This is a genomic window from Arthrobacter sp. AK01 (assembly GCF_021109375.1).
Taxonomy (GTDB): domain Bacteria; phylum Actinomycetota; class Actinomycetes; order Actinomycetales; family Micrococcaceae; genus Arthrobacter.
This window is the reverse complement of record NZ_JAJOHP010000042.1, coordinates 18,027-42,560: the sequence shown is the minus strand read 5'-3', so window position 1 is coordinate 42,560 and position 24,534 is coordinate 18,027. Positions and strand designations below refer to the sequence as shown.

The window sequence follows — 24,534 nt, the reverse complement described above, 5'->3', positions numbered from 1 at the left end:
GCATCAGCCATCGCGGTGTTGAGCGCTTTGGCCATGGTGAGGCTCTGCGGGCCAGTTGCCTCTGCGGTGGCCGGGGGCCCCCCCCCCCCCCCCGGGGGGCGGCCCGGCCCAGGTTGCCCAAACCGTTCGCGCCCTGCGGCGAGCCCAGTTCCTCGAAGAACTCCACGTTGGCCCGGACGTAGTCGGCCCATTCATCCGGGACATCGTCCGCGTAGTAGATCGCCTCAACGGGGCACACAGGATCGCATGCCCCGCAGTCCACACATTCAGACGGATGGATATAGAGCGAGCGTTCGCCCTCGTAGATGCAGTCCACGGGGCATTCCTCGATGCACGCTTTGTCCTTGACATCAACGCAGGGCTGGGCGATCACGTAGCTCATGGCTCGCTACACACCCGTGTAGACGGTCTTGCCCCACGTGTAGAAGTCCAGGGCGGACCTGCCTTGCTCACGGAAGGTATTCGTTGAGGAGTCCTTCACGCCGCCGAAAGGCACGTTGAGGTCCAGCCCCGCGGTGGGGCGGTTGACCTTGACCACGCCGGCCTGCGCCCGTGCGGCAAAGTCCGTCGCGAGGGCCAGCGAGTCCGTGCAGATGCCGGCGGTGAGGCCATAGCGGGAATCGTTGATGGCAGCGAGGCCGGCCTCGTAATCGGGCACCTCAAGTACCGCAACCACGGGACCGAAAATTTCTTCGGTGACCGCGGCGTCGTCGAACGCCAGGTCAGCCAGAACCGCGGCCGGGAAGAACAGCGGACCGTTCGGGTCGCCGTCGTGGCTTCCGTGCAGGAGCGTTGCGCCGCGTTCGACGGCGGTACGCACCGCGGCCTGGTCCTGTTCGAATTGCTGCCTGCTCACCACGGCGCCCATCCGGGCATCCGGGTCAAGACCGTCACCGGTGCTGTATGCAGCGGCCTCCTGGACCAGTGCGTCCAGGAACGCAGCGCGGATTCCCGGCGTCACGTACACGCGCGAGGTTGCCGTGCAGGCCTGTCCCGTCAGGCCGAAAGCACCTGCCGCCACCACCTGGGCAGCCTTGCGGGCATCGGCGTCGTCGAGGACCAGGACACCGTTCTTGCCGCCCATTTCCAGCTGGACCCGGGCCCGGCGGCCGTTCAGGATCTCCTGCAGTCCGAGGCCCACATTGGTGGAGCCCGTGAAGGACATTCCGGCGATGCGCGGATCCCGGGCCAGGGCATCACCCACCACGCGGCCTTTGCCATGCACCACGTTGAATACGCCCGCGGGCAGTCCGGCGTCCTGGAGTGCACGGGCCAGGTGGGTTGCCGACAACGGCGTGAGTTCAGCCGGCTTAATGACCACGGTGTTCCCGCTGATCAGGGCCGGGGCAGTCTTCCATGCCGGGATGGCGATGGGGAAGTTCCACGGGGTAATGAGGCCGATGACGCCCAGCGGCTCGCGGCGTGTGGTGATGGTGGTGTCCGGCAATCCGCTGGGCAGGACCTCACCGGTGGCGGCCCAGCCGAGGGAGCCGAAGAAACGGAGGACGTCAGAGGCCCGCTTGACCTCGCCTTTGGCCTCGGCCAGGGTTTTGCCTTCTTCACGGACCAAGTCCTCGGCGATGGCAGCCTGGCGTTCGATCAACAGGTTGCCGGCAGCGATGAGGATGGCGCCCCGCGACGGTGCGGGCATGGCAGCCCAGCCCGGCTGGGCTGCTGCGGCTGCCGTGACGGCGGCGTCAAGGTCCCCGGCAGTACCGCTGGGGGAGAGCGCGGCGAGCTCTTCCGGACGGGCCGGGTTCATCCGCTGGGTGTCGGCTTCGCCCAGCCAATGGCCGTTGATGAGGTGTTGTGCGGTGATGCTGGAGTGTTGTCCGGGGTTGGTATTCACGGCAAGGGTGGTTTCCAGGGCTGTGGACGTCATGGCGTTTCCTTTGAAAGTAGTGGGGTTAGAGGCTGCGGATCAGTCCGCCGTCGCACCTGAGCGCGACTCCGGTGATGTACGACGCCGGCGCGCTGCACAGGAACGCGGCGGCCGCACCGAACTCGGCGGGTTCTCCATAGCGGCGTGCAGGGATGGTCTTGCGGGATTCGAGCTGGATGTCTTCCATGGTGGTGCCGCGTCGTTTGGCGGCGGCTTGGTCCAGCTGGGTGACACGATCCGTGGCGATCCGGCCGGGCAGCAGCAGGTTCACGGTGACTTCATCCAACGCCACTTCAGCGGCGAGCGTCTTGAGGTACCCGGCCAGGGCAGCGCGTCCGGTGTTGGAGACGGCGAGGTTGGGCAGCGGAGCGACGACGCCGCTGGATCCGATGGCCAGGATGCGGCCCCAACGCCGTTCCCGCATCCCCGGAAGGACGTGCGATACCAAGGCGTGATGGGGTTTGACCAGGAGATCGAAGGCCGCGGCGATGTCGTCCGAACTCAAGGTCGCGGCGGCGCCGGGCTTGGGGCCGGGACCGTTGAGGACCAGGATGTCGATGGGTCCCAAGTCCGCCACGGTCTGTTCAATGGCGGACTCGATGCCTTCGGCAGTGGTGAGGTCGGCCTCGATGGCGACGGCGTCAAAACCGCTGGTACCCAGTGAGCCAGTCCCGTACGCAGCCTGCAGTTCCCCGACGATCTCCTTGGCGCGGTCCCTGCGGCGGCCAACGATCGCCACCCGTACTCCCTCGGCAGCCAAAGCACGCGCCACGGCCAGGCCCAGCCCACCCGTGGACGCAGCAATCAACGCGGTCTTGCCGGCAATTCCCAGGTCCATCAGAAGCTCCCCACTGTTGTTTTCGCGGTCTCCAGTGCCGACGCTGCTTCGCCCAGGTGCGTCCCCATGCTGGTCCGCAGGTTCTCGGGGAAGCCCGCCGCTGGCGCCCGGACGCCCGGGTCTTTGATGAGGCCGCGTTCGCGCAGGCATTCCTTGCGGATGGCCAACGCCACCTTGGCCTGCTGCTCAAAGTTGATCAGTGGCAGATAGGGCAGCAACTCGCGTTGGGCGGCCTCGTAGCCGTCCTCTTGCCACGCCCGTACACAGGCGATCAAGGCTTCGGGGTAGGAGAACCCCGTCATGGCGCCGGCCGCACCGGCCATGAGTTCGTCCAGCAGGCCCTGCCCGCCAAGACCACCAAAGATGGAAACGCCGACGGCGGCACTCAGCTCCGCGATCGCGACGCTGGTGGGCGGCGCTTCGGCCTTAACGGCGATCACGTACTCGCAGGCGTTGACCACGGAGATCAGCGCGGACGTCGCGATGCTGACACCGCTGGCCAGTGGGTAATCCTGCAGGACCACCTTGGCGCCGGTAGCACGGTGAATGGCCTCCAGATGGTCAATCACCGTCCCAGCTTTGGCAGAGTTGGCCTGAACCATCACGGCCGCGAGCCGGCTGCCGGCCACTTCCTGGGCTGCAAGTACTTCCTCGATGGCAGTGCGGGTGGCCAGGGCGGTCACGCCAACGACCAAAGGGAGCGAGGTGCATTCGACCACGGTTTCCAGGACATCCCGGCTTTCCTCGGCCGTGAGCGCGGCTGCTTCGCCGAAGACGCCCAGGACGGTGAGCCCGGTGGCGCCGATGGCTTCATAGTGCTCCACAAGCCCGGCCAGACTGTCCAGGTCAACGTCCAGTGTGCTGCCTTGGAACGGGGTGGCTACGACGCCCCACACGCCTGCAGGCAGGGATTCTCTGTTTTTGGGCGCAACGGATTGCGTCATGGTTGGTTCCTTTCAGTGCAAACCGCAAAATACGGGAAGGCGGATTACTTAGCGGCCCGGCCAGACAGGCGGGCGTTTTTCCTGGAAAGCGCGGACGCCTTCGGCTGAGTCTTCGCTGTCCAAGGCAGCCATGAGGGCTGGCAGTCGAAGGCCGCGGGCTTCCTTCGCCGTGAGATGGGTGGTCTGTGTGACCATCTGCTTCACTGCCCGGACCGACGTGGGGGCGCAGGCAACGATCTGGTCCACCCAGCGCTGCACCGCGGCGTCCAGCTCTTCAGCCGGAACCACCTCGTTGACCAGGCCCATGGAGTGCATTTCCGCGGCGTCGGCTTTGCGACCGGTCAGCAGCATGCCCATGGCCTGCGTGTGCGGGATCCGCCGCACCAACTGGTGGATGCCGCCGTCGAGCGCCAACCGCCCCACGCGAGGCTCGGTCAGGCCGAATTTCGCGGTATCGGCCGCCACCACGATGTCTGCGCCGAGCACCATCTCCATGCCGCCGCCCAGGGCGTAGCCGTTGACTCGGGCGATCACCGGGATATCGAGGGTGGTGCGCAGGCTCAGGCCGCCGAAGCCGTTGGGATCCAGGCCGGCCCAGTATTCAAGGCCCGTCTTGTCCACGGCGGAGGCAGACATGTCCGCGCCCACCGAGAAGGCACGGGATCCGGCGCCCGTGATCACGACGACACGCACTGATGGATCGTTCTCCAGCTGGTCCCAGATCCCGTTGAGCCGGGCTTGGGCGGTGGCATCGACGGCGTTGAGGACATGCTGGCGATCGATGACCACCGTTGCCACATGGTTCTCAATGGTCAGGGTCACGGTGTCAACGTGGGACTCCACAACAGTCGTCATCGGAGGACCCCCAACTGCTGCAGGCGTTCGATGGTTTCCTGGTCAAAGCCGTTCTCCAACAGGACCTCCACGTTGTGCTCGCCCAGGCGGGGCGCTGCACGACGGATGCTGGGAGGCGTTGCCGAGAGCCGGATGGGCGCGTTCAGCATGCGGACCGTGCCTACTGAGGGGTGTTCGGCTTCCACGATCATGCCGTTGGCTTCTGTCTGTGCATCCGCCAACGCCTGCTCCAAGGTGTGCACCGGAGCGTTGAGCAGCCCTTGCTCCTCGAGCTGGTGTGTCCAGTACTCGGTGGAGTTGGTGGCGATGTGCTCCCGGAAGATCGCCTGCAACGCCGGCTTGTTCTTGAACTGCTGTTCCAGGCTGGAGAATTCCGGACGCTGCGTCAGGTCCTCATCCAGCCCCAGGGCGTCGGAGATCCGGGCCAGCGGGTCCGGCGTGAAGCCACCCACCATGCACACGGCACCGTCAGTGGTTTCGAAGACGCCGCTCAGGGGCATGGCACCCCAGTTGACCTCGTAACCGCGGTTGAGCTGCATGCACGCCTCCTGCATCTGCAGGTGCAGCATGGAGTCATACATGGTCACCTCCACACGCTGGCCAACTCCGGACGTTTCCCGGGTGCGCAACGCCAGCAGGATGCCCTGCATGAGGTGCATGCCGGTGATGTAGTCGCACAAGGTGGTGGGGTAGATGGCCGGCTTGGTGTCCTCGGACTCGCGCCGCCACATCACACCGGAGTATGCCTGCGCGATCGCGTCCTGGCCGCCCTTGTGCGAGTAGGGACCGTCCGGGCCGAAACCGGTGCCCGATGCCCAGATGATCCCCGGGTTCGTGGCCTTGAGCTCTTCGTAGCCGAAGCCCATGCGCTCCATGACACCGGAACGGAAGTTACTGACCACTACGTCTGCACCGGCCAGCAGCCGGTGCAACACGTCGCGGCCTTCTTCGGTGCGGGTGTCCACGGAGACGCTGCGCTTGTTCCGGTTGATGGACAGGAAGATCGGGTTGTCCTGGCCGTCCTGGTCCGGGAAGGAATTGCGCGAGATGTCACCGGCGCCCGGGCGTTCCACCTTGATGATGTCCGCGCCGTAGTCACCCAGCAGTTGCGTGCAGGATGGGCCCATGAACACTTGCGTAAAGTCGACGATCTTGATGCCATCCAGCGGGAGCGGCACGGTTGCGGGAGACCCGGTGGCGAGTGCCGCCGTCGTGCTTTCCTGCTGTTCCGGTTCTACGGTCACGGTGCTCATGCCGGCACCGCCGCGGTTGCGTCGACGGTAGCGTTCGACGACGGGACGTCGCCCGGGTCTGCACCGTGGTGGCGCATGCCCTGCTGGATGTCCAGCGCGGAGACGTCGCGGACCAGGAGGTTGTTCTCCACGGCGAGTGCTGCTGCGACGCCGACGGCCTGGCCCATGGCCATGCAGGGCGGGATCTCGCGGGACATCTTCTGCGCCTCCGGCGTTGCGGAGTAGTGGCGGCCGGCCACCAGGAGTTGGTCCACTTCCTTGGGCAGGAGCGAGCGGTAGGGGTAGTAGTAGTCGCGGCCGCGGGCCACGGTGTCAGCGAAGTGCCGGCGCTGGGTGACGTCGTCCTTGGTCATGACGTACTCGCCCTCCAGGAGGCGGGTCTGGCGAACACCCATCTGCGAGGCGACGTCCAGCATGTAGCAGTTTTCGAAGCCGGGGAGGTTGGCGCGGACGTAGTCCACGGCCTCGGAGATGCGGTCCCTCGCGGCAAACTCCGCGGCAGTCATGTCGGCGGGATCCACGCCATCAAAGCCGGTCATGTGGGGGGCGTTGCACCACACCACGCCGTCGATGGGCGTCTTGAGCCACCACAGTTCCCACGCCCCGCCGAGGAGGCGCTTGATCTTGCGGTTGATGGCCCGGGCTTCCTTGGGGTTGGCCTGCTCGAAGGCTTCGGCGGCGTTGGTGTCCACGTTGCCCAGGCGGAAGACCAGCGTGGTGAGGTAGTTGTCCTTGGCGTAGCTGGCGCCGGCACGGGAAGCGACGTCAATGTCACCGGTGGTGTCAATGACGACGTCGGCCATGAACGCCTGCGGGCCAAGCTTGGTTTCGCAGATGACGCCCTTGATCACGCCGTTGTCCACGATGGGACGGGAGAACCAGGAGTGCAGGCGGAGGTCCACGCCGGCTTCGCGGACGAGGTCGTTGGAGACGCGCTTCCAGCCATCGGGATCGAAGGCGGCGGCGTAGCAGATGGGCTTGGGGTTGGTGTGGGAATGGAAGTCGAAGGTGCCGTAGCGGCCCCACTTGTTCCAGAGTTCCTCGGAGGTCTTGCGGTCATCTGCCGGCGGGACGATTGCCAAGCCGAGCTTCTGGAGGCGTTCGACGTACTCGGAGACGATGCCCGTGACAGTGATTTCCTGGCCGTTGATCATGTCATCGAGAACCAGGACCATACCGCCCGACGCCAGGCCGCCCAAGGATGAGTAGCGTTCCAGCAGGGTGACCTTGGCGCCGGAACGGGCCGCGGTGACGGCAGCGGCCACGCCGGCGGGACCACCACCAACTACCAGGACATTGGAGCGTGAGATGACCGGGGCGGTGAGGTCCGCCGTCGTGGTGCTGAGTTCCAGTGAGTTCAGAGCGTTCATGGGAGGTTCCTTACTTTCCGACGAAGATGCCGTTGCTGCGGCGTGCGGCGAGGTAGAAGACGATGCTGAGGATGGACAGGACGGCCACGTAGACCGGGAAAACCCAGGTGAGGTTCAGCGATTGGAACCAGACCAGAAGATAGGAAGCAGTGCCGCCGAAGAGGGCAACGCCGATGCCGTAGCCCAGGGCCACGCCCGTGCCGCGGATGTTCTTGGGCATCAGGGACGAGCTGACCACGTTGTAGAGGGTCATGTTCAGGACCAGGACAATGGAGCCGCCAAGAAGTACGGCCGCGAAGCCGCCGATGCCTGGCTGGACGTACATCAGCATGAGGAATACGGATGGGATGGCAAGGATTCGGGTGACGAGGAACCACTTGGACATTGCCTTGCCGTCGGCCAGCTTGCCGATGACCCAGCTGCCGACCACCAGGATGACGCCCAGGATGGTGGTGAGGGCGAAGACGGCGGTGGGATCTTCCTTGAATCCGCTGCGTGCTGCGCTGGGGAGCCCGACGTTCCAGGCGTAGTTGTAGGCCTGTGCTGCGCCCACCACGAAGATGATGGCCAGGACGGACAGCCAGTGCTTACGGACTCCGGACCACACTGCGCGGGGGGTGTTGGTGGCCATTTCCTCGGCCTTGAGCGTTTCCGGCAGGGAACGGCGGAGGTAGAGAACCACGAATCCGAAGAGGGCGCCGATGATGAACGGTACGCGCCAGCCCCAGTCGGCCATAGCGGCTCCGCCCAGGACCAGGCTGCAGAGGAAGCTGATGAGCGAGGCGAGGAGGATGCCGATGTTGACGTAGAAGGACATGATGCCGGCCACGTAGCCTTCCCGACCCTCTGGGGCGAGTTCAACGGCGTGCGAGGTGGACAGCGGAGCCTCAATGCCGGTGGAAATGCCTTGCAGGACGCGGCAAACCAGCAGGATGATTCCCGCAGCGGGGCCGATGGTCGCATAGCTTGGAGTGACGGCGATGACCAGCGTTGTTCCGGCCATCAACATGATGGAGAGCAGCATGACGCGGCGGCGGCCGATACGGTCGGCCAAGGTTCCCAGCAGGATGCCGCCCAGGGGACGGAACGCGAATCCGACGGCGAACACGGCCAAGGCGTTCAGCGTTGCGGAGAGTGGATCGGTGTTGGGGAAGAAGTTGGGGCCGATGAAGGCGGACAGGAGTCCGAAGACCATCCAGTCGTACCATTCCAGGGCGTTTCCGAGGCCCAGGCCCAGCAGGCCTTTGCGGACTTCCGGGGTGAATTTTGCGTTCTTCCGGGGAGATGAATGGGTGGTGCTTGGTGATGGGACTACGTTGTCCGTCGTTGTGGTGTCGAGCATGGAAGTGTCCTTACGCTGACGCCCAGGAGGGCGTGGGAGGGTATGACGCAGGAACGCCTGTTGGAGGAGGCGCTTGATGCGAAAGTGGCAAGGATTGTCAGCGGCCACGGTGTCGTGTCCGGACAGTTAAGGGAAAACGCTGGCGCCGTGTCGGGGCGGCAGGGTTACCACGCGTGTGGTGCGTTGACCCAGATGGCTACGCATACCTCTTCGTAGCTGTTCTTGTACCAGTGGGGAATCTCTGAGGAGTAGGTGATGGAGTCGCCCTCTTCAAGGCTGTAGCAGACGCCGTTGAGATAGACGTCCTTACGGCCGGAGATGATGTAGCAGAACTCTTCACCGCTGTGGGTAAAGGGGGTGTCGCTGGTGTCATGCCCTGGGGGCGTGCTGATCCACTGCGCTTCGATGCTGCCGTCGCGGTTCGGGGTGAGCAGCTCGTGCACTGCTTCACCCACGGATTCGCGGGTGACGTTCTTAAGGTTGCGTCGATCGGACCTGCGGACCACGGGAGACTTGGATTCTTCCTGGCCGATGAAGAATCTTCCCACCGGGATGTCCAGGCCGTGGGCCAATTGAGCGAGTGTGGTGAAGGAAGGGTTGGCCATGCCGCGTTCGATTTGGCTGACGATCGCCTGGCTAAGGCCGGTGATGTCCGAGAGTTGGGCCAAGGTCATTCCCTTTGCCTTGCGCATGGTGCGCACCTTGTTTCCGACGGTCGCCAGCAGTTCGCTGGTGGCCGGTGGAGCAGGAGTCTCGGTAGTCATTGCCGCATCCTTCGTTGGTGAGCTAACTCACACAACTATAGTGAAGATCTTTAGCGAGTCAATGGTTTCTCTTCAATAAGGTGAAGAAATTTACAGGAGTGGTGTTTCAAGCTCACTGATGGTCCCGCGCACGTAAAGGTCGATTTCGCTGACCTGCGGAGCGAGTTCGTAGAGGTGGTCCGCGTTGGGCAGGAGCCGGATGCTGATCTCAAGCTCTGTCGCCAGCCGGTTCATGCAGATGGCACCCACCATGTGGCTGGAGGTCTTCAAGCTCAGGACAGCGTCCATGGCGTCTTCCATGTCCAGGTTTTCCAAGGCACGATGAAGCCGCGAAACCCGCCACGGCAGGAGGGCTACGTAGTTACGGACGAAGGCGCCGATGATGGCTTGGTCTCCGCCAAGCTCAGCCTGGAGTTCGGTCAGGACGGTGCGATCCACCAGGGCGTCTGTGCACTCGTCATACTCAGACACCAGACTCCTCCCGCCTCCAAACAATAGATTCACGATTCAACAGTAGGACCCGTTCAACTGCCGACGCGCCATAAAAGCAAAGCTTGATCCAATCTTGAGCGGACTCAGAGGGAGTCTTGATCACCGGCCCACAGAGTTGGGACGAGCAGCTGAAAGATCGCGGATCCGGGGGATTCCAGGCTTGAATCAAGGAACGGGAAACAGCATGAACAGTAGTGCTCGTCCAGCACCAGGCCTCATGGTCATCATCGTCTTTTGCATGACCGTTCTCCTTGGCATCGGTGGCACCGCAGCGTTCGCACTCTGGGAACAGAGCACCCGTCCCGCAGCTACTGATCAGTCGGTCACGTCCGCCCCATCTGCTCCGCCTGCGCGATAGCCGGAGGGGTTCCCAGGCTGCCCATCCAGAAACTCCGTGAGCCGGTCTTCCAGTACTGACCGGTCCTTCAGCTGGCACTCCCATACCGTCAGCACGTCCCAGCCTCCCGCAGCCAGCTGCTCCCGTTGCTCGGCATCGCGTTGACGGGTCCGGGTTCGCTTGGCTTCCCAGAACCCGGCATTGGCCGCTGGCGCATGCTGCCCGACCCGGCAGTCATGGAAATGCCAGAAACAGCCGTTGACGAAAATGACCTTGCGCCGTCCCGCGAACACCAAGTCCGGACGCCCCGGCAGCTTCGCCGCCCCGGCCTGGCCGTGCAGCCGGTACCGGTACCCTTTCGCGTGCAGGAGCTTGCGGACCACCACGCGGAGTTTTTGTACACCTCTTGCCCCTAAGACCGGGTTTTAGAGGCATTAGCTGTACAAAAACTCCAGGGTTACTGTCCTGGGCGCCTGGAAGGACAACAACCGGAGCCAATCCGGGTTTGAGTCCCGAAGCCGGACACCCTTGAGGGCAGCTGCCGTTTCATGAACGACGACGGCGGCCTCCAGCTCGGCGAGCTTGGCACCCAGGCACCGGTGGATCCCGGAGCCGAAGGCGAGGCCGTAGGGCGTGGGGCCCGGACGATCGGCGCCGGAAGTTTCAGCACCGGCAGTATCGGCGCCGGCAGTATCTGCCCAAGGGAATCCGTGATTGCCCGTCAGCTCCAAGAGAATCTCCTCACCCGCCGGGATACGCTGACCGTCCAGCTCCGTGTCCTGGCTGGCCACCCGTCGCCACGTGGGCACGGAAGACTCCGTTGCAAGGACGTGGCGGACCAGGTCGCGGGCCTTGGGGGCGGAAGCGGCTTCGCACCAGGAGATGCCACGGGACCCTTCGGCCAAGCGGAACAACGTGGTGCTGATCAGTTGCGTGGTGGTCTCCTGTCCAGCGATCAGCAGGAAGTAGCCCAGGGAGCAGATCCCGGGAGTGCTGAGACCGTGGCGGGCCAGCGCATTGAAGAGGTTGGGTTCCGGCGATGCCACCGATTCCAACACCAGTTCCCTGAGCCAGGAGTAGAAGTCTGCGGTGCTGTGGGCCAGCTCGAGTTGCCGGTCCTCATCCGGCCAGCCCCAGAACAGTTCCAACGAGTCCAGGCTCCACGCTTTCAACGCCGGCACGTCGCGGACCGGCAAACCCAGCATCTCCAGCATCACGATGGCCGGGGGATCGGCGGCCACGGCCTGCACCAGGTCCACGCTCCCTCCGGAGGCCATCAGTTGCGCGGCGCGGGCAGCTGATTCGCGCGCCAAGGCACGAATGCGGGGTTCCATCGCTGCCACTTTGGCTGGCGTGAAGAAACCCGCCACTACCTTGCGGATGCCTGCGTGTGTCCCGGTGTCGTTGCTGGCCAGGACCGGCGGAAGCGCAAACCGGGCCTTCTGCAGCACCCGCAGCGCCCGTCCGCTCAACGGCGTCACGGCCAGCAGCGCGTTGGCCGGGCTGAAGTCCTGCGGCCTGTGCAGCACTTCGCGGACAGTATCCGGGTTCCGGAGCACCCGGTAAGGGCAGGCGCCGGACTCGGGAAGACCCACTTCGGTGGTTGCTGCCGCGCTCATGCCGGCAGCCCCTCAAGCCATGCGCATGAATGGGCGCGGAAATCGGCAGGATCCAGTCCGGAGGCATCAACCGGGATGGCACCAAGGAATGGAACCGGCCACGAGGTGATGGCAGCCCTGTTACTCCGCTCCACCGCGCCCGGCGTCACCGGCCAGCTTCCGAGAACCACTCCCACTACGGGCAAGGTCCTTCGGTCCAATGCCTCCAGCGTCAGCGCCGTGTGGTTCAAGGTGCCCAGGGCGGACCGCGCCACCACAACAAAAGCAGCCGAATCGCCCAGCCGGGTTCCCAGATCGGCCAGCGTCCCGCCGTCGTGATCCAACTCCACTAGCAGTCCGCCGGCGCCCTCCACCAGCACGTGATCGTGCGCTGCTGACAGCTCACGGATCCGCCCGGCGTGAACGTCCAGCAGTGGCAGGGTGACCTCATCGAGGACGGCTGCAGGGACGGGCGCCATGGGCTCTTGGAGAACGACGCCAGCCTCCGTCGTGAGCGGATCCGCCAAGCGGGTCACCTCGGCGCAATCGGAATCGCCCACCACATTTCCGCTCTGGCAGGGCTTGTAAACGGCAACCGTCCGGCCCCTCTGATGAAGGGCAGCGGTGACGGCCGCCGTCGTGATGGTCTTACCGACGCCGGTATCGGTGCCGGTGACCAGGACGATGGGAGGCAGTTTCATGATGTTCTCTCCAGAATGCCGCGCAACGTCGCGCAGGCGTGGTCGATGTCAGCCGGGGTGAGGGTGGCCCTGGCCGTGAGGCGAAGGCGGGACACCCCATCCGGGACGGACGGTGGGCGGAAGCACCCCACTAGGACGCCCTCCGCATGGGCGGCCCCGCTGGCAGCGAGAGCCTCTGCAGCGGAGGGCATCGGGATGGACTGGACTGCTCCGGCGGAGCGTTCGACGGCGCTGCCGAGCCTCTCCAGCGCAGGCTGAAGGTGGGCAGCCATGGCAGCTGCGTTGTGGTGGACAGCCGCTGCACGCCACGGTTCGGTACGCACGACGCCGATGGCAGCGAGCGCCGCGGCCGCCGCCGGGGGAGCGAGTGCTGTGTCGAAAATGAAGCTTCGGGCCCTGTTCACCAAGTGCTCCCTGAGCAGGGCTGGGCCCAGCACGGCTCCGCCTTGGCTGCCAAGTGCCTTGGACAGGGTGGCTGTGACGATGACGTTGGGATGGCCGGCCAATCCGGTTCCCGCGATCGCGCCACGTCCGGCGTCCTTCCCGGAGCCCGCGACGCCCAGGCTGTGGGCTTCGTCAACCAGCAGCACGGCGTCATGGGCTTCGGCCAGGTCCAGGAGTTCCAGTAGCGGTGCGGCATCCCCGCCCACGCTATAAATGGACTCCACGACGATGATCCCCCGTGGCTGGGTACGTTTGGCCAGTTTTTCCGCCGCGTCCGCCACGCTGTTGTGCGTGAATTCCTTCACCTCGGAGCGGCTCAGCCGGAAGCCATCGATCAGCGAGGCATGGCACTGCGTGTCGGCAACAATCAATGCCCCCGGGCCGCCGAGGGCGGTAGTGACTCCAAGGTTCGCTAGATAGCCGGAGGAGAAAACCAGCCCGGCGTCCATCCCTGTCAGCTCAGCGAGTCCGTGCTCCAACTCCAGGTGCAGCGCGGTGGTGCCCGCTACCAGTCGGGACGACGTGGCGCCCGTGCCCCACTTGGCGATGGCTTCCCGCGCGGCTTCGGCGAGCCTGGGATCCGTGGCCAAGCCGAGGTAGTCGTTACTGGCGAGGTCGATCATCCGGTGGTCCGCCCGGCGAACTTGAGGCATCCTCACCAAGCCCCGGCGCTCGCGGACCCGGGCCTGTTCCTGCAGCCACGTGGCCATGGCGGTGCTCACGCGGCCACCACCTGGTGGGAGGTTTCCGCCACGGCGGCCACCATGCCAGCGGCCATCGCGCGCACTTCAGCGTCCGAACTAATGTACGGCGGCATCGCATAGACCAGGTTCCGGAACGGGCGAACCCACACGCCATGCTCGACGGCGGCCTTCGTCACCGCGGTCACATCCACCGCGTCCCTCAATTCGATGACGCCCACGGCGCCGAAGGTACGGACGCCGGCAACGGCGTCGAGCGTCATCGCCGGGGCCAAACCCTCGGCAAGTGCGGTGCCAACGCGTTCCACGTCCTCTCGCCAAGCTCCCGTGGCAATGATGCCGAGGCTTGCGTTGGCGGCGGCGCACGCCAGGGGATTGGCCATGAAGGTGGGACCGTGCAGGAGTGCCCCGGCGCCTCCGGAAGATACCGCCCGGGCAACGTCGCCGGTACACAGCGTCGCAGCCAAGGTGAGGTAACCGCCGGTGAGCGCTTTGCCGACGCACATGATGTCCGGGACGACGCGTGCGTGGTCCGCGGCGAAGAGTTCGCCGGTTCGCCCGAAACCCGTGGCGATCTCGTCCAGGGTCAGCAGCAGTCCGTGGCGGTCCGCGATCCCACGCAGGATCCGAACGCACTCGGCCGGGTACATGAACATGCCGCCTGCGCCTTGAAGCAATGGCTCCACGATAATCGCGGCGAGTTCGTTGGAATGCTCCACGGCAAGGCGCTCCACGGCGGCCCGCCATTCCTCGATTCCGGCGGGGGTGGCTGTTGCGGCCGCAGGTGGGCGGGGCGCGAAGACGTTGCGGGCCAGCAACCCTGGGAAGGACGAATGCATGCCGTCCACAGGATCGCAGACGCCCATGGCCGCGAACGTGTCCCCGTGGTAACCGCCACGGATGGTCAGGAAACTCTGCCGCGTGGGCCGGCCGGTTGCCGTCTGGAACTGCGCCGCCAGTTTGAGCGCGACCTCGACCGAGATGGATCCCGAATCTGCCAGGAACACCCGTTCCAGGCGCCTCCCCGGTTCGCCCGGAGCCATGGACAGCAGGCGTTCCGCGAGTTCCACGGCGGGCTGGTGCGTGAGCCCGCCGAACATCACGTGGCTGAAACTGCTGAGCTGGCGCTGGATGGCGGCGTCCATGACGGGGTTCCGGTAGCCGTGGATCACCGACCACCACGACGACATCGCGTCCAGCACCTCATGCGTTCGTCCCCGTTCGTCGCGAAGCCGCAGCGCCACGCCGTCGGCCGCTTCCACCTCCCACAGGGGAAGCGTCGGGGAGGCAGGCGCGTAAGGGTGCCATAGGCTCGCGCGGTCACGCTCGATCAGCGTGCTCATGATGCCAGCCGTCCGTGCCTGGAACAGTCCGCGGTCCAGCCCAGCGGCGTGACCTGGACCTTCATGCGGCGGCGGCACTGCGGGCAGAAGCGCGGCGGCTCCATCGCCAGCCGCTGGTGGCAGTTTTGCTGGGAGTCCGACGTCGGGCTGTCACCGCTGCCATGGACGTTACCGCCGCAATGCCCGCAAAACTGTTGGAAGTCTGCGGTGGTCACAGCGACTTCTGGAATTCCTTGATGGGCATGTTGAGCTCCACCAGCAGGTTCAGGTCGGCGTGGGCGGGGCGCCCCAGGGTGGTGAGGTAGTTGCCCACGATGACAGCGTTGATTCCGCCGAGCAGGCCCTCGCGGGTGCCGAGGTCGCCGAGGGTGAGTTCACGGCCACCGGCATAGCGGAGCACGGTCCGGGGCATGGCGAGCCGGAACGCCGCGATGGCACGGAGGGCGTCCTTGCCGTCCATGATGCCTTGGTTCTCCAGGGGTGTTCCGGGTCGGGGGTTGAGGAAGTTGAGCGGGACTTCGTGGGGTTCAAGGGCCGCGAGCTGGGCTGCGAGTTCGGCACGCTGGGCCACTGATTCGCCCATGCCGATCAGGGCGCCGCAGCACAGTTCCATGCCGGCGGCCTTGACCATGGCGCACGTTTCCAGGCGTTCTTCGTAGCTATGGGTGGTCACAACCTCGGGGAAGTAGCTCCGGGCCGTTTCAAGGTTGTGGTTGTACCGGTGGACGCCCCACTCGGCCAGCTGGTCCACTTGCCGCTGCGTGAGCATGCCAAGCGAGCAGGCGATGTTGATCTCCACTGCTTCGTTGATACGGTCGATCGCGAACTTGATCTGGTTCATGAGCTTGATGTCGGGCCCGCGTACGGCTGCGACGATGCAGAACTCCGTGGCCCCCGTGGCGGCGGTCTCCTTGGCGGCCTTGACCAGTTCCGGAATGTCCAGCCAGACACCGCGTACAGGGGAGTCGAACAGGCCGGACTGGCTGCAGAAATGACAGTCCTCGGGGCAGCCGCCGGTCTTGATGGAGATGATGCCCTCCACTTCCACGTCCTCGCCGCAGTGCTTGAGGCGAACCTCGTGGGCCAGTTGCAGGGCTGCGGGGATGGCGTCGTCGGGGAGCTCAAGGATCTCGATGAGTTGGGCTTCGGTCAGGCCCTCGCCGCGTTCGAGGACCTGCTCGCGGGCGGTGTCCAGGATGGCGTAGGTGGTGGTTTCCCGGGATTCCTGGGTTGCTTGGGTGCTCATGTCCTTGACGGTATCCGCGCTGGTGAAGGGCGATTTTGTGGGGTGCGTACAAACGCGGGTGGTTGATTTTGGACTTGACTGCCCAGGGCGCCTGGTGCAGAAGTTACAGCTGTGAAACATGGACGTGACTGAATTGACGCGCTGCGTGACTAGCGTCGGGGGCGAGGCACAGACCCCGACGAAAGCGACCACGAATGATCGACGACAAGACGAGTACCGCCACACTGGAGCCGACGACGGCGGCAAGCACCGCCGTCGGAACCGGCACCTCGGGTGCTCCAGCAGCCGGCAACTCCGACGCAATGAGTGCAGCGAAGGAGAGCCTGGAGGATTACACGCTCCGCTTCGCCCCGCGCTCCTACCGGAAGTGGAGCGCCGGTGTGGTGGCCACGAGCGCGCTGGGTGGCATCGCCTACCTGGCCGACTTTTCGATCGGCGCGAACATCGGCATCGCGTACGGAACGGTGAATGCGATCTTTGGCATCATTGTGGCGGCCGTGATCATCTTCGCCACCGGGTTCCCGTTGGCCTACTACGCCGCCCGGTACAACATCGACCTTGACCTCATCACCCGAGGCTCGGGCTTTGGCTACTACGGCTCGGTGGTCACCAACATCATCTTCGCCACCTTCACGTTCATCTTCTTCGCCCTCGAGGGCTCCATCATGGCCCAGGGGTTGCAGTTGGGCCTGGGTATCCCTCAATGGATCGGCTACGCAGTGTCCACCATCATCATCATTCCCTTGGTGATCTATGGGATGAAGACACTCGCTACGTTGCAGGTGTGGACCACTCCGCTCTGGCTGTTGCTGATGGTGGTTCCCGTTGGCTACCTGCTGCTGTCGCACCCCGAGAGCATCGATGCCTTCTTCGCTTTCACCGGTGCGTCCGGCGGGGGCGGCCCCAACCTGGCCTCGGTGATGCTGGCCGCAGGTGTTTGTTTGTCCCTGATGGCGCAGATCGCTGAGCAGATCGACTACCTTCGCTTCATGCCGCCCAAGACCGCCGAGAACAAGGGTGCCTGGTGGCGCGCCGTGATCCTCGCCGGACCGGGCTGGGTCATCTTCGGTGCCATCAAGCAGATCATTGGCCTCTTCATCGCGATCTACCTCATTGCCAAGCTGGACCCCGCAGCTGCTTCTTCCGCGAATGAGCCGGTCCACCAGTTCCTGGGCGTCTACGAGGAGATGATGCCGGCATGGCTGGCGATGACACTGGCTGTGGTGCTGGTGGTTATTTCCCAGATCAAGATCAACGTCACCAACGCCTACTCGGGTTCGCTGGCCTGGACCAACTCCTTCACCCGCATCACCAAGACCTACCCGGGCCGCATGGTGTTCGTGGTGGTCAACCTGGTCATCGCGCTGATCCTGATGGAGTCGAACATGTTCGAGTTCCTCAACACCATCCTCGGTTTCTACGCCAACTGCGCCATGGCCTGGGTGGTCACGGTTGCCTCCGATATCGCGATCAACAAGTACCTTCTGAAGATCTCGCCCAAGGTTCCGGAGTTCCGCCGCGGCATGCTCTACGCCGTGAACCCGGTGGGCTTCGTGTCCATGCTGGTCTCAGCGGGAGTCTCCATCGCGGTGTTCTTCGGGGCGTTCGGTTCCGGTGTCCAGCCGTTCTCGCCCATCTTCGCGGTGGGTCTGGCCCTGGTACTGCCGCCCGTGCTCGCCCTTGCCACGAAGGGCCGCTACTACCTGCGCCGGACTGACGACGGCATCGACCTCTCCATGTTCGATGCCGACGGCAACCCGAGCGACGCGAAGCTTCTCTGCCACGTCACGGGCCTTGAGTTCGAACGCCCGGACATGCTCCGGTCCGGTCAGGACGGGCCCGACGGCGAACCCCAGTACATCTCGTCCCTTGCCTTGTCCACGGATAAGTCGGGCGAGCTGGTGCTCCCGGCCCAGAAGTAGCCGCTCCCCGAACCCCACCAGGTGTCAGACCAGGTCGTTTTGAGAGCTCAGTAGGACCTGATCTGCGACCTACTTGGGTGCACGCAGAACGCCCCGGCTTCCAGGAAAGGAGCCGGGGCGTTCTGCTGTGTGTTTAGTGCTGTGTTTGCGGGGCCAGGGGCTTACTTGTCGAAGGCGTCCTTTGCGGCGTCCTTGACGTTCTCGCCGGCCTGCTTGGTCTTGGCCGCCGCTTGGTCAGCGACACCCTCGGCCTGCAGTTTCTCGTTGTTGGTGGCGTCGCCCAAGGCTTCCTTTGCCTTGCCGGTGACTTCCTGTGCCTTGTTGCTGATCTTGTCTCCGAGTCCCATGGGCCCTCCTTCGATGTAATCAAACGCTGACAATTGCTAGGCTATCGAGCAATTCTGGGTACTTCCTGAATGGAGTCCAAAAATAGTCAGGATGCTTACACTGAGACCATGGCTGCGGAGATCCGGAACGAACAAACGGAGAAGACCGACCTTGACGAGGACATCGCCATGGCCTTGGTCAACAATGTGGCGTCCGGGTCCTACGATCCTGACGGGGAGAGCGCGGATCCCCGCACCAAATACCCGTCGGGAGAATTCGAGCCACAAACCCAGGATTACCCCGGCTGGACCGAGGCCATGAACCCACGGCCCGACCACGGCGAGCAAAGCTATGTGGGCCACCACCGCCTGCTGGGCCGCCGGACCTTGATCACCGGCGGCGACAGCGGAATCGGCAAGGCTGTGGCCATCGCCTTTGCCCGGGAAGGTGCCGATGTTGCGTTCACCTACCTGCCCGAAGAAGAGCAGGACGCCGAGCACACGGTCCAGCTGATTGAAGACGCCGGAAGCAGGGCATTGGCATTACCAGGCGACCTGCGGGACGAGGAGTTCTGCCAGGAGGTCATTGCCCAAACCGTGATGGATTTCGGTGGGCTCAACGTCCTGGTGAACAACGCCGGGTTCCAGATGACAACAAGCCAAGGACTCGAAGACCTCAGCACCGATCAGTTTGACCGGACGTTCAAGACCAATGTCTACGCCCTGTTCTGGCTCACCAAGGCTGCCCTCCCTCACCTGCAGCCGGGCTCCGCAATCATCAACACCTCGTCCATCCAGGGCTACCACCCAAGCCCGTCCCTGATCGACTACGCCGCTACCAAAGCAGCGATCAACAGCATGACCTTTTCCTTGGCGGAATCACTGGGGCCGAAGGGCGTACGCGTCAACGCTGTAGCCCCAGGTCCGGTGTGGACCCCGCTGCAGCCGCCCACCCAGCCCGTGGAAAAGATCCAAGCGTTCGGGCAGGACACCCCGCTGGGCCGTGCGGGGCAGCCGGCCGAACTTGCTTCGACCTATGTGTTGTTGGCCAGTGAGGATTCCAGCTATATCTCGGGATCGGTCATTGGCGTCACGGGTGGGAAGCACTTGGCCTGATCGTCCGGGGGTTCAAAACGTGGGATCAGGGACGTCTTCGACGCTGAGTGGGCACCGGCCTTGCCGAAACTACCGGCAAATAAAACCATAAGTAATCTGATCATCGGTGTTAACATGGTGGGCAAGGGAGAGTTTCGGGCAGAGATGACCGAGGAGTGTCCGCATTGCCGTCAATGAAAAACCCTCTGGTTCCAGGGGACGCAACCCGTCCTCACGCCGAACCCCTCCGGTGCAGCCAATGCCGGTCCGCTGATCACTTGGATCTGGAAACCATCGAATCCATTGACCCGCATGCCGGCGATTTGATGGTCCGGGTGTCCTACAGCTGCCTCGCCTGCGAGGCGTCGTACGCCCACAACGCTGCGTTCCATGACGTTGCCGCGGTCCTCAACCGGAACGGAAGCGTTTCCGGTTTGCTCCAATTCGGTGGGACGTACTTTCACTGCGGAGAAGCCATGACCTTCGCGAAATCGTCCGCCCGGAGCGTATACGCCCCCATGACCACTGAGGACGTGGACGACGGCTTGCTGGACGTTTACCTGAAGACGCGCGTGATCCAATGCCGCTGCGGATTCCGGATGGAGCTGCCGGCCTGAGAGCCCGTAGTTTCGAGGTGGCCTCATCGGGGCACACCTCGAGTATCAAGCACAGCGTGGGCCACGAGCGGCACCCATAAAAGCCGCCCATCAGGAGGTAGTGCACATGGACACGGGACAACTGGTTCTCATCATCGTGTTGGCCGTCGTCGTTATTGCTGTGGTGATTGCCGCAGTGGTGATTGGACGCCGTAAGAGAACGGAGATGAACCGGCACCGGGCCGAGGAGTTGCGTGAGAAGGCAGCCGAGGAAGCCATCGGAGCACACCAAGCCAAAGCCGAGTCGGCGCAGGCTGAAGCGGCCGCGCTCCAGGCGGAAGTCGAGGCGAACCGGCTTCGCAAGGACGCGGAGCGCCACGCGGAGAAGGCCGGCGAGGCGCATGAGCGGGTCGAGGAGCACCTTCGGCACGCTGACAAGCTGGACCCCAACGTCAGGGATGGCCGCGGGACAGACGAGGAACGCAATGAGCATACGGAGCGCGCGACTGGTCGGGACCAGGCAACGGTCGACGACGGTGCGCGCCTGAGGCGCGACCGCAACGGACGTGACGATTCGGTGCGTGACGGTTCAGTGCGTGACGATTCAACGCGCGAGGGTGACAGGAATTCATAGTTTCCATGGAACGGAGGCAGGAAGTGAGCATCGTGGTGAGACGAACAGGTCAGGCGGTGCGCTCGGCTGAGTCGAAGGCGAGCCGGCACGCGGTTGACGTCGTTTTGGGGCATTTGGGGGAGATCGGCCCGGCAGTAGCGGCACTGCGGCGCGAATCTTCCAGGCTCGCCGAATGGGGCGAACAGCTGGCACTCGTCAGGCTGCGCGGTGGAACTGTCTTTGCCGCGGGCAGCGACGGGTCCTCGCACGAGGCCCAGAGATTCACTTCCGAGCTTGCCGCCCACGATCCCGGGGACGGTTCCGGCTTCAAAGCGATCTACATCCCCAAAGGCACCGACGGATCAGATGGGGCCGCAGGAAGTATTAGTGCCCGGATCTCGGATCAGGTCCGACGCGGAGACATTGTGGTGCTGCTCGCCGCGAAGGGAATCACCGAGGACCTCAGGGATGCTGCTGCCGCCGCGAAGTCTGGTGGAGCGCGGGTGTGGGCTCTGACCGGAAAGGAATCCAAGGACCTGGCGCAGTCGGTCGATGAGGCCATCTGCGTCAACACGGACCCCGCCCACGCGGAGGAAGCGCACCTCGTCGCGGTGCTGGCCCTCTGTGAGTGCTTCGACGACGCACTGAAGAACCGCAACGCGGAGTAAGTCCTCCCGCGCTGACACGTGCGTGTGATCTGCGCCTCCATCGGAATAGTTGCAGACGCCTTGCAGTTGGGCAGAGTGAACCTGTTTCATTCTGAAAGGAACTGCGCATGCTGTTTTCCCCCCTGGCCCTCGGCGAGCTAGAACTTTCCAACCGACTGGTGATGGCGCCCCTGACGCGTCTTCGTGCGGGTCAGAATGGCGTGCCGGGTCCGTTGATCGCCGAGCATTACAGGCAGCGGGCTTCCTTGGGGCTGATCGTGAGCGAGGGTACCTACCCGGTTGCGGCCGGCCAGTCATACCCGGGACAGCCCGGACTCGTCACCGAGGAGCAAATCGCGGGTTGGAAGACAGTCACCGAGGCCGTTCACTCCGACGGTGGGCGCATCTTCGCGCAGGTCATGCACGGTGGCCGCGTTTCGCACTCGGACATCACGGGCGGCAATGAGATCGTTGGTCCCAGCGCTGTCGCCATCGACGGCGCCGTCCGCACCCCCAGCGGCAAGCAGCCGTACCCGGTCCCGCGCGAACTCCGCACCGACGAACTGCCGGGTGTCATTCAGGAAATCGTCACCGCATCCAAGAACGCCATCGACGCAGGGTTCGACGGCGTGGAACTCCACTCCGCCAATGGTTACCTGCTGCACGAATTCCTTGCGCCCAATTCCAACATCCGCACGGACAGCTACGGTGGCTCCCCGGAGAACCGGGCCCGCTTCGTGATCGAGACCGTCAACGCCGTGGTGGAAGCCCTCGGTGCCAACCGTGTGGGCATCCGGATTTCCCCGGAGCACAACGTCCAGGGCATCGCGGAAACCGATGCCGCTGACGTCCGGGCAACATATGAAGTCCTGGTGGACACCATCGCACCGCTGAACCTCGCCTACCTGAGCATCCTGCACCACGACCCCAAGAGCAGCCTGGTCCAGGACCTCCGGGAGCGTTTCAATGGGACGTTCCTTGTCAACACCGGGTTCAGCGAAATCACGACCCGCGACGAAGCCTTCGCCATCATCGAAGGCGGCCTCGCGGACGCCGTGGTGGTCGGCCGCCCTGCCATCGCCAACCCGGACCTCGCCCGCCGCTGGCGCGACAGCCTGCCGCTCAACGAGCCGGACGCCTCCACTTTCTACGCCGACGGCGCCGAGGGCTACACCGACTACCCGTTCTATGCGAACTAGGTCTGTCATCCGCTGTTAGCCCAAAGCACCTCAGCAAAACCACGACGTCGGCGCCCGCCCGGGTGCCGACGTCGTGGTTTAACCTTGCGGCCGCCCGCGCGGAATATGACCGGCCCCGCGCCTGCTTTCCTATAGGATTTGTGGCATGTCTGATCCTTCCCCTGCTGGTGCCCGCGCTGGTTTTCCCGTCAGCCGCCAAGTGTTGGCCGACCACGTTTATGAAGCGCTCCTCGAGTGGCTCATGGACGGCCGCCTGGAGCCCGGGGCGGCCGTGAGCATCGACGGGATGGCGCGCGAACTCGACGTTTCTCCCACTCCGGTGCGCGAAGCCCTGGCTCGCCTGGAGCACACTGGCATGGTCCGGCGCGTTGCGCTGAAAGGGTACCGGGTGGCGCCCGTATTCACCCGGGAGGACTTTGCGGAGCTTATGGAAGCCCGCCTGTCCATCGAGCCCGTTAACGCCAAGTTGGCTTGTTCCCGCATGACGCCGGACGGATTGGAGGCCCTGAAGCGGGCCGTGGAGGATCTCAAGACCGCCCCTCGTGGGGGCACGTTTGCCGAGTACCGCAGCTACCTTGAGGCAGACGAACGGTTCCATCAGCTCATCGCCGCGCAGGCCAACAACCAGTTCCTGCTCGCGGCCTACAACACCCTCGGTGGCCAGATCCAGCGCTTCCGGCTGTTCGGGGGAGTGGGCATCACTGATGCGGAGCAAGCCATTGCAGAGCACCAGGCTGTGCTTGACGCCATGCTCGGCGGCGACCCGGAGAAGGCCGCGGAGATGATGGTTGACCACGTCGAAAAGGTCCGTGGCCGGGCTATGGCTGACGCGCCGGAGGACTAAACACCGGACTAAACAAGGGGCTCGCCGGCTGCGCTGGCGGGCCTTCTTTGTGCGCACAGTGACCCCCTTCACATGCATATGTAAGACATATAGGATCTAGGAAGTTCCGGAAAAGGGTTGACAGTCTTGCTTGATTCGTAAATCCTATAGGAAACAGGATTCCACGAAGGAGTGATCGTCATGGCGTACACCGCCGAGAATTGGCCCATTACCGCGGCCCTCCTGCAGTTCCCGGGCACCGACGCCGCGGGGCAGCAGGTCAACGACGCCGATGCTTCCGTTTGGGCTTCGGTCCTCCAGGAAGTGAAGGACGCAGGTTTCGCCAACGCGGACCTCACTGACAGCTGGGTTCGTCCCGGCGACCTCAGCAAGGATCGCCTCGCCGAGTTCAAGCAGACCGCTGATGAAGTGGGCATCGGTGTTCCGGTCATCTCTGCCATCCGCCGCAGCGTCATCCACGCGACGGACTGGGCCGAGAACCTGGCGTACAGCCACCGGACCATTGACGCCGCCGCGGAGCTCGGTTGCGAAGTCGTATCGTTTGGACTCCACCAGGCCATCACCCCGGAGCAGCAGAAGCAGCTGTGGTTCTGGACCGTCGAGGGCTACAAGGACCCGGTGGGGGACAAGGAAGCGTGGGGCAACGCCGTCTCCCGCCTCCGTGAGCTCGGCCAGCACGCAGCAGACGCCGGCATCCTCCTTTCCCTGGAAATGTACGAGGACACGTACCTCGGAACCGCTGACTCTTCAGTTCAACTGGTCCAGGACATCGGCCTGGCCAACGTGGGCCTCAACCCGGACCTCGGCAACCTCATCCGACTGCACCGGCCCATCGAGGACTGGCGCGAGATGGTGGCAAAGACCCTGCCGTACTCGAACTACTGGCACATGAAGAACTACATCCGCGACGAAGACGTTGCCCGCGACAGCTACATCACCATGCCGGCCCCGATGGAAAGCGGACTCATCAACTACCGCGAAGCCTTCAAACTGGCTCTCTCCGTGGGCTTCCAGGGCATCCTCTGCACCGAGCACTACGGCGGCGACGGCCTGAGCGTCACAGCCAGCAACCAGGACTACCTCCGCCGCCACGTCCTGCCCAAGAGCGAAGGCTACGAACTCGGCAAGAGCCAGGTAGCGCAGGGGCGCCAGGAACCAGCCACGCAGCTCGCAGGAGTTTAG

25 protein-coding genes are annotated in these 24,534 nt (G+C 64.4%); 8 read left to right on the top strand and 17 right to left on the bottom strand.

Going from position 1 to position 24,534, the window contains the following annotated elements; all coding sequences use genetic code 11:
• The 16 genes from fdxA to bioB form a co-directional block, all read right to left on the bottom strand.
• Positions 1-382: ferredoxin (fdxA, locus tag LN996_RS15325; RefSeq protein WP_374202225.1), on the bottom strand; the 382-nt coding region annotated here is incomplete at its 3' end.
• Between the two features lie 6 nt (positions 383-388).
• Positions 389-1,882 (bottom strand): aldehyde dehydrogenase family protein, encoded by a 1,494-nt coding sequence (locus LN996_RS15320; protein ID WP_231341222.1) that lies wholly within the window; start codon positions 1,880-1,882, stop codon positions 389-391.
• 25 nt (positions 1,883-1,907) lie between these two features.
• Positions 1,908-2,720, bottom strand: coding sequence for an SDR family oxidoreductase (locus LN996_RS15315; RefSeq protein WP_231341221.1), 813 nt, complete (start codon positions 2,718-2,720; stop codon positions 1,908-1,910).
• Positions 2,720-3,664: a dihydrodipicolinate synthase family protein gene (locus LN996_RS15310; RefSeq protein WP_231341220.1), complete on the bottom strand. Its 945-nt coding sequence runs from the start codon at positions 3,662-3,664 to the stop codon at positions 2,720-2,722. Before LN996_RS15310 ends, LN996_RS15315 begins: the two co-directional genes overlap by 1 nt.
• A 48-nt stretch (positions 3,665-3,712) precedes the next feature.
• Positions 3,713-4,519, bottom strand: a complete 807-nt coding sequence (locus tag LN996_RS15305) for an enoyl-CoA hydratase-related protein (RefSeq protein ID WP_231341219.1) — start codon at positions 4,517-4,519, stop codon at positions 3,713-3,715.
• Positions 4,516-5,772, bottom strand: coding sequence for a CaiB/BaiF CoA-transferase family protein (locus tag LN996_RS15300; RefSeq protein ID WP_231341218.1), 1,257 nt, complete (start codon positions 5,770-5,772; stop codon positions 4,516-4,518). The genes LN996_RS15305 and LN996_RS15300 overlap by 4 nt, the downstream gene beginning before the upstream one ends.
• Positions 5,769-7,142 carry an FAD-dependent oxidoreductase gene (locus LN996_RS15295; RefSeq protein WP_231341217.1) on the bottom strand — a complete coding sequence of 458 codons (1,374 nt, stop codon included), beginning with the start codon at positions 7,140-7,142 and terminating at the stop codon, positions 5,769-5,771. Before LN996_RS15295 ends, LN996_RS15300 begins: the two co-directional genes overlap by 4 nt.
• A 10-nt stretch (positions 7,143-7,152) precedes the next feature.
• Entirely contained in the window at positions 7,153-8,484 is a 1,332-nt protein-coding gene (locus LN996_RS15290) for an MFS transporter (RefSeq protein WP_231341216.1), read from the bottom strand.
• 164 nt (positions 8,485-8,648) lie between these two features.
• Positions 8,649-9,248: a helix-turn-helix domain-containing protein gene (locus LN996_RS15285; protein WP_189015422.1), complete on the bottom strand. Its 600-nt coding sequence runs from the start codon at positions 9,246-9,248 to the stop codon at positions 8,649-8,651.
• Between the two features lie 90 nt (positions 9,249-9,338).
• On the bottom strand, positions 9,339-9,719 hold the full coding sequence (locus LN996_RS15280) for an Hpt domain-containing protein (protein WP_231341215.1): 381 nt from the start codon (positions 9,717-9,719) through the stop codon (positions 9,339-9,341).
• A gap of 336 nt (positions 9,720-10,055) precedes the next feature.
• A complete protein-coding gene (locus tag LN996_RS15275; RefSeq protein ID WP_231341214.1) occupies positions 10,056-10,463 on the bottom strand; it encodes a very short patch repair endonuclease in 408 nt (135 codons plus the stop codon).
• A gap of 48 nt (positions 10,464-10,511) precedes the next feature.
• The gene (locus LN996_RS15270) at positions 10,512-11,696 is read right to left on the bottom strand and encodes a cytochrome P450 (protein ID WP_231341213.1); all 1,185 of its coding nucleotides are present in this window, start codon (positions 11,694-11,696) and stop codon (positions 10,512-10,514) included.
• Positions 11,693-12,376 (bottom strand): dethiobiotin synthase, encoded by a 684-nt coding sequence (bioD, locus tag LN996_RS15265; RefSeq protein ID WP_231341212.1) that lies wholly within the window; start codon positions 12,374-12,376, stop codon positions 11,693-11,695. Before bioD ends, LN996_RS15270 begins: the two co-directional genes overlap by 4 nt.
• The gene (locus LN996_RS15260; protein ID WP_374202226.1) at positions 12,373-13,530 is read right to left on the bottom strand and encodes an 8-amino-7-oxononanoate synthase; all 1,158 of its coding nucleotides are present in this window, start codon (positions 13,528-13,530) and stop codon (positions 12,373-12,375) included. Before LN996_RS15260 ends, bioD begins: the two co-directional genes overlap by 4 nt.
• Before the next feature lie 8 nt (positions 13,531-13,538).
• Positions 13,539-14,864 carry an adenosylmethionine--8-amino-7-oxononanoate transaminase gene (locus tag LN996_RS15255; protein ID WP_231341210.1) on the bottom strand — a complete coding sequence of 442 codons (1,326 nt, stop codon included), beginning with the start codon at positions 14,862-14,864 and terminating at the stop codon, positions 13,539-13,541.
• 211 nt (positions 14,865-15,075) lie between these two features.
• On the bottom strand, positions 15,076-16,110 hold the full coding sequence (gene bioB, locus LN996_RS15250) for a biotin synthase BioB (protein ID WP_231341209.1): 1,035 nt from the start codon (positions 16,108-16,110) through the stop codon (positions 15,076-15,078).
• Between the two features lie 194 nt (positions 16,111-16,304).
• On the opposite strand from bioB, the gene LN996_RS15245 reads away from it, so the two are divergent.
• On the top strand, positions 16,305-18,032 hold the full coding sequence (locus tag LN996_RS15245) for a cytosine permease (protein ID WP_231341208.1): 1,728 nt from the start codon (positions 16,305-16,307) through the stop codon (positions 18,030-18,032).
• 161 nt (positions 18,033-18,193) lie between these two features.
• Here the strand turns inward: LN996_RS15245 and LN996_RS15240 are convergent, their stop codons facing one another.
• On the bottom strand, positions 18,194-18,379 hold the full coding sequence (locus LN996_RS15240; RefSeq protein ID WP_018777112.1) for a CsbD family protein: 186 nt from the start codon (positions 18,377-18,379) through the stop codon (positions 18,194-18,196).
• A 108-nt stretch (positions 18,380-18,487) separates the two neighbouring features.
• On the opposite strand from LN996_RS15240, the gene LN996_RS15235 reads away from it, so the two are divergent.
• From LN996_RS15235 to LN996_RS15205, 7 genes are all read left to right on the top strand, one after another.
• Entirely contained in the window at positions 18,488-19,474 is a 987-nt protein-coding gene (locus LN996_RS15235; RefSeq protein WP_269215749.1) for an SDR family oxidoreductase, read from the top strand.
• 257 nt (positions 19,475-19,731) lie between these two features.
• Positions 19,732-20,070 carry a hypothetical protein gene (locus LN996_RS15230; protein WP_231341207.1) on the top strand — a complete coding sequence of 113 codons (339 nt, stop codon included), beginning with the start codon at positions 19,732-19,734 and terminating at the stop codon, positions 20,068-20,070.
• Positions 20,071-20,176: 106 nt separating this feature from the next.
• Complete coding sequence (locus LN996_RS15225; protein WP_231341206.1) at positions 20,177-20,683, top strand: hypothetical protein; 507 nt, start codon at positions 20,177-20,179, stop codon at positions 20,681-20,683.
• A 5-nt stretch (positions 20,684-20,688) separates the two neighbouring features.
• Positions 20,689-21,330 (top strand): SIS domain-containing protein, encoded by a 642-nt coding sequence (locus tag LN996_RS15220; RefSeq protein ID WP_231341205.1) that lies wholly within the window; start codon positions 20,689-20,691, stop codon positions 21,328-21,330.
• Between the two features lie 107 nt (positions 21,331-21,437).
• A complete protein-coding gene (locus tag LN996_RS15215) occupies positions 21,438-22,508 on the top strand; it encodes an alkene reductase (protein WP_231341204.1) in 1,071 nt (356 codons plus the stop codon).
• Between the two features lie 145 nt (positions 22,509-22,653).
• Positions 22,654-23,352: a GntR family transcriptional regulator gene (locus LN996_RS15210; RefSeq protein WP_231341203.1), complete on the top strand. Its 699-nt coding sequence runs from the start codon at positions 22,654-22,656 to the stop codon at positions 23,350-23,352.
• Between the two features lie 180 nt (positions 23,353-23,532).
• Complete coding sequence (locus tag LN996_RS15205; RefSeq protein WP_231341202.1) at positions 23,533-24,534, top strand: sugar phosphate isomerase/epimerase; 1,002 nt, start codon at positions 23,533-23,535, stop codon at positions 24,532-24,534.

Excerpts from the sequence above, each read along its gene's own strand:
- LN996_RS15255 (WP_231341210.1), bottom strand. The coding sequence starts at position 14,864 with ATGAGCACGCTGATCGAGCGTGACCGCGCGAGCCTATGGCACCCTTAC.
- LN996_RS15215 (WP_231341204.1), top strand. The coding sequence starts at position 21,438 with ATGCTGTTTTCCCCCCTGGCCCTCGGCGAGCTAGAACTTTCCAACCGA.
- LN996_RS15320 (WP_231341222.1), bottom strand. The coding sequence starts at position 1,882 with ATGACGTCCACAGCCCTGGAAACCACCCTTGCCGTGAATACCAACCCC.
- LN996_RS15305 (WP_231341219.1), bottom strand. The coding sequence starts at position 4,519 with ATGACGACTGTTGTGGAGTCCCACGTTGACACCGTGACCCTGACCATT.
- LN996_RS15285 (WP_189015422.1), bottom strand. The coding sequence starts at position 9,248 with ATGACTACCGAGACTCCTGCTCCACCGGCCACCAGCGAACTGCTGGCG.
- LN996_RS15315 (WP_231341221.1), bottom strand. The coding sequence starts at position 2,720 with ATGGACCTGGGAATTGCCGGCAAGACCGCGTTGATTGCTGCGTCCACG.
- LN996_RS15240 (WP_018777112.1), bottom strand. The coding sequence starts at position 18,379 with ATGGGACTCGGAGACAAGATCAGCAACAAGGCACAGGAAGTCACCGGC.
- LN996_RS15245 (WP_231341208.1), top strand. The coding sequence starts at position 16,305 with ATGATCGACGACAAGACGAGTACCGCCACACTGGAGCCGACGACGGCG.
- LN996_RS15290 (WP_231341216.1), bottom strand. The coding sequence starts at position 8,484 with ATGCTCGACACCACAACGACGGACAACGTAGTCCCATCACCAAGCACC.
- LN996_RS15225 (WP_231341206.1), top strand. The coding sequence starts at position 20,177 with ATGGACACGGGACAACTGGTTCTCATCATCGTGTTGGCCGTCGTCGTT.
- LN996_RS15205 (WP_231341202.1), top strand. The coding sequence starts at position 23,533 with ATGGCGTACACCGCCGAGAATTGGCCCATTACCGCGGCCCTCCTGCAG.
- LN996_RS15310 (WP_231341220.1), bottom strand. The coding sequence starts at position 3,664 with ATGACGCAATCCGTTGCGCCCAAAAACAGAGAATCCCTGCCTGCAGGC.
- LN996_RS15300 (WP_231341218.1), bottom strand. The coding sequence starts at position 5,772 with ATGAGCACCGTGACCGTAGAACCGGAACAGCAGGAAAGCACGACGGCG.
- LN996_RS15260 (WP_374202226.1), bottom strand. The coding sequence starts at position 13,530 with ATGGCCACGTGGCTGCAGGAACAGGCCCGGGTCCGCGAGCGCCGGGGC.
- bioB (WP_231341209.1), bottom strand. The coding sequence starts at position 16,110 with ATGAGCACCCAAGCAACCCAGGAATCCCGGGAAACCACCACCTACGCC.
- LN996_RS15235 (WP_269215749.1), top strand. The coding sequence starts at position 18,488 with ATGGCTGCGGAGATCCGGAACGAACAAACGGAGAAGACCGACCTTGAC.
- LN996_RS15220 (WP_231341205.1), top strand. The coding sequence starts at position 20,689 with ATGGAACGGAGGCAGGAAGTGAGCATCGTGGTGAGACGAACAGGTCAG.
- LN996_RS15210 (WP_231341203.1), top strand. The coding sequence starts at position 22,654 with ATGTCTGATCCTTCCCCTGCTGGTGCCCGCGCTGGTTTTCCCGTCAGC.
- LN996_RS15270 (WP_231341213.1), bottom strand. The coding sequence starts at position 11,696 with ATGAGCGCGGCAGCAACCACCGAAGTGGGTCTTCCCGAGTCCGGCGCC.
- LN996_RS15295 (WP_231341217.1), bottom strand. The coding sequence starts at position 7,142 with ATGAACGCTCTGAACTCACTGGAACTCAGCACCACGACGGCGGACCTC.
- bioD (WP_231341212.1), bottom strand. The coding sequence starts at position 12,376 with ATGAAACTGCCTCCCATCGTCCTGGTCACCGGCACCGATACCGGCGTC.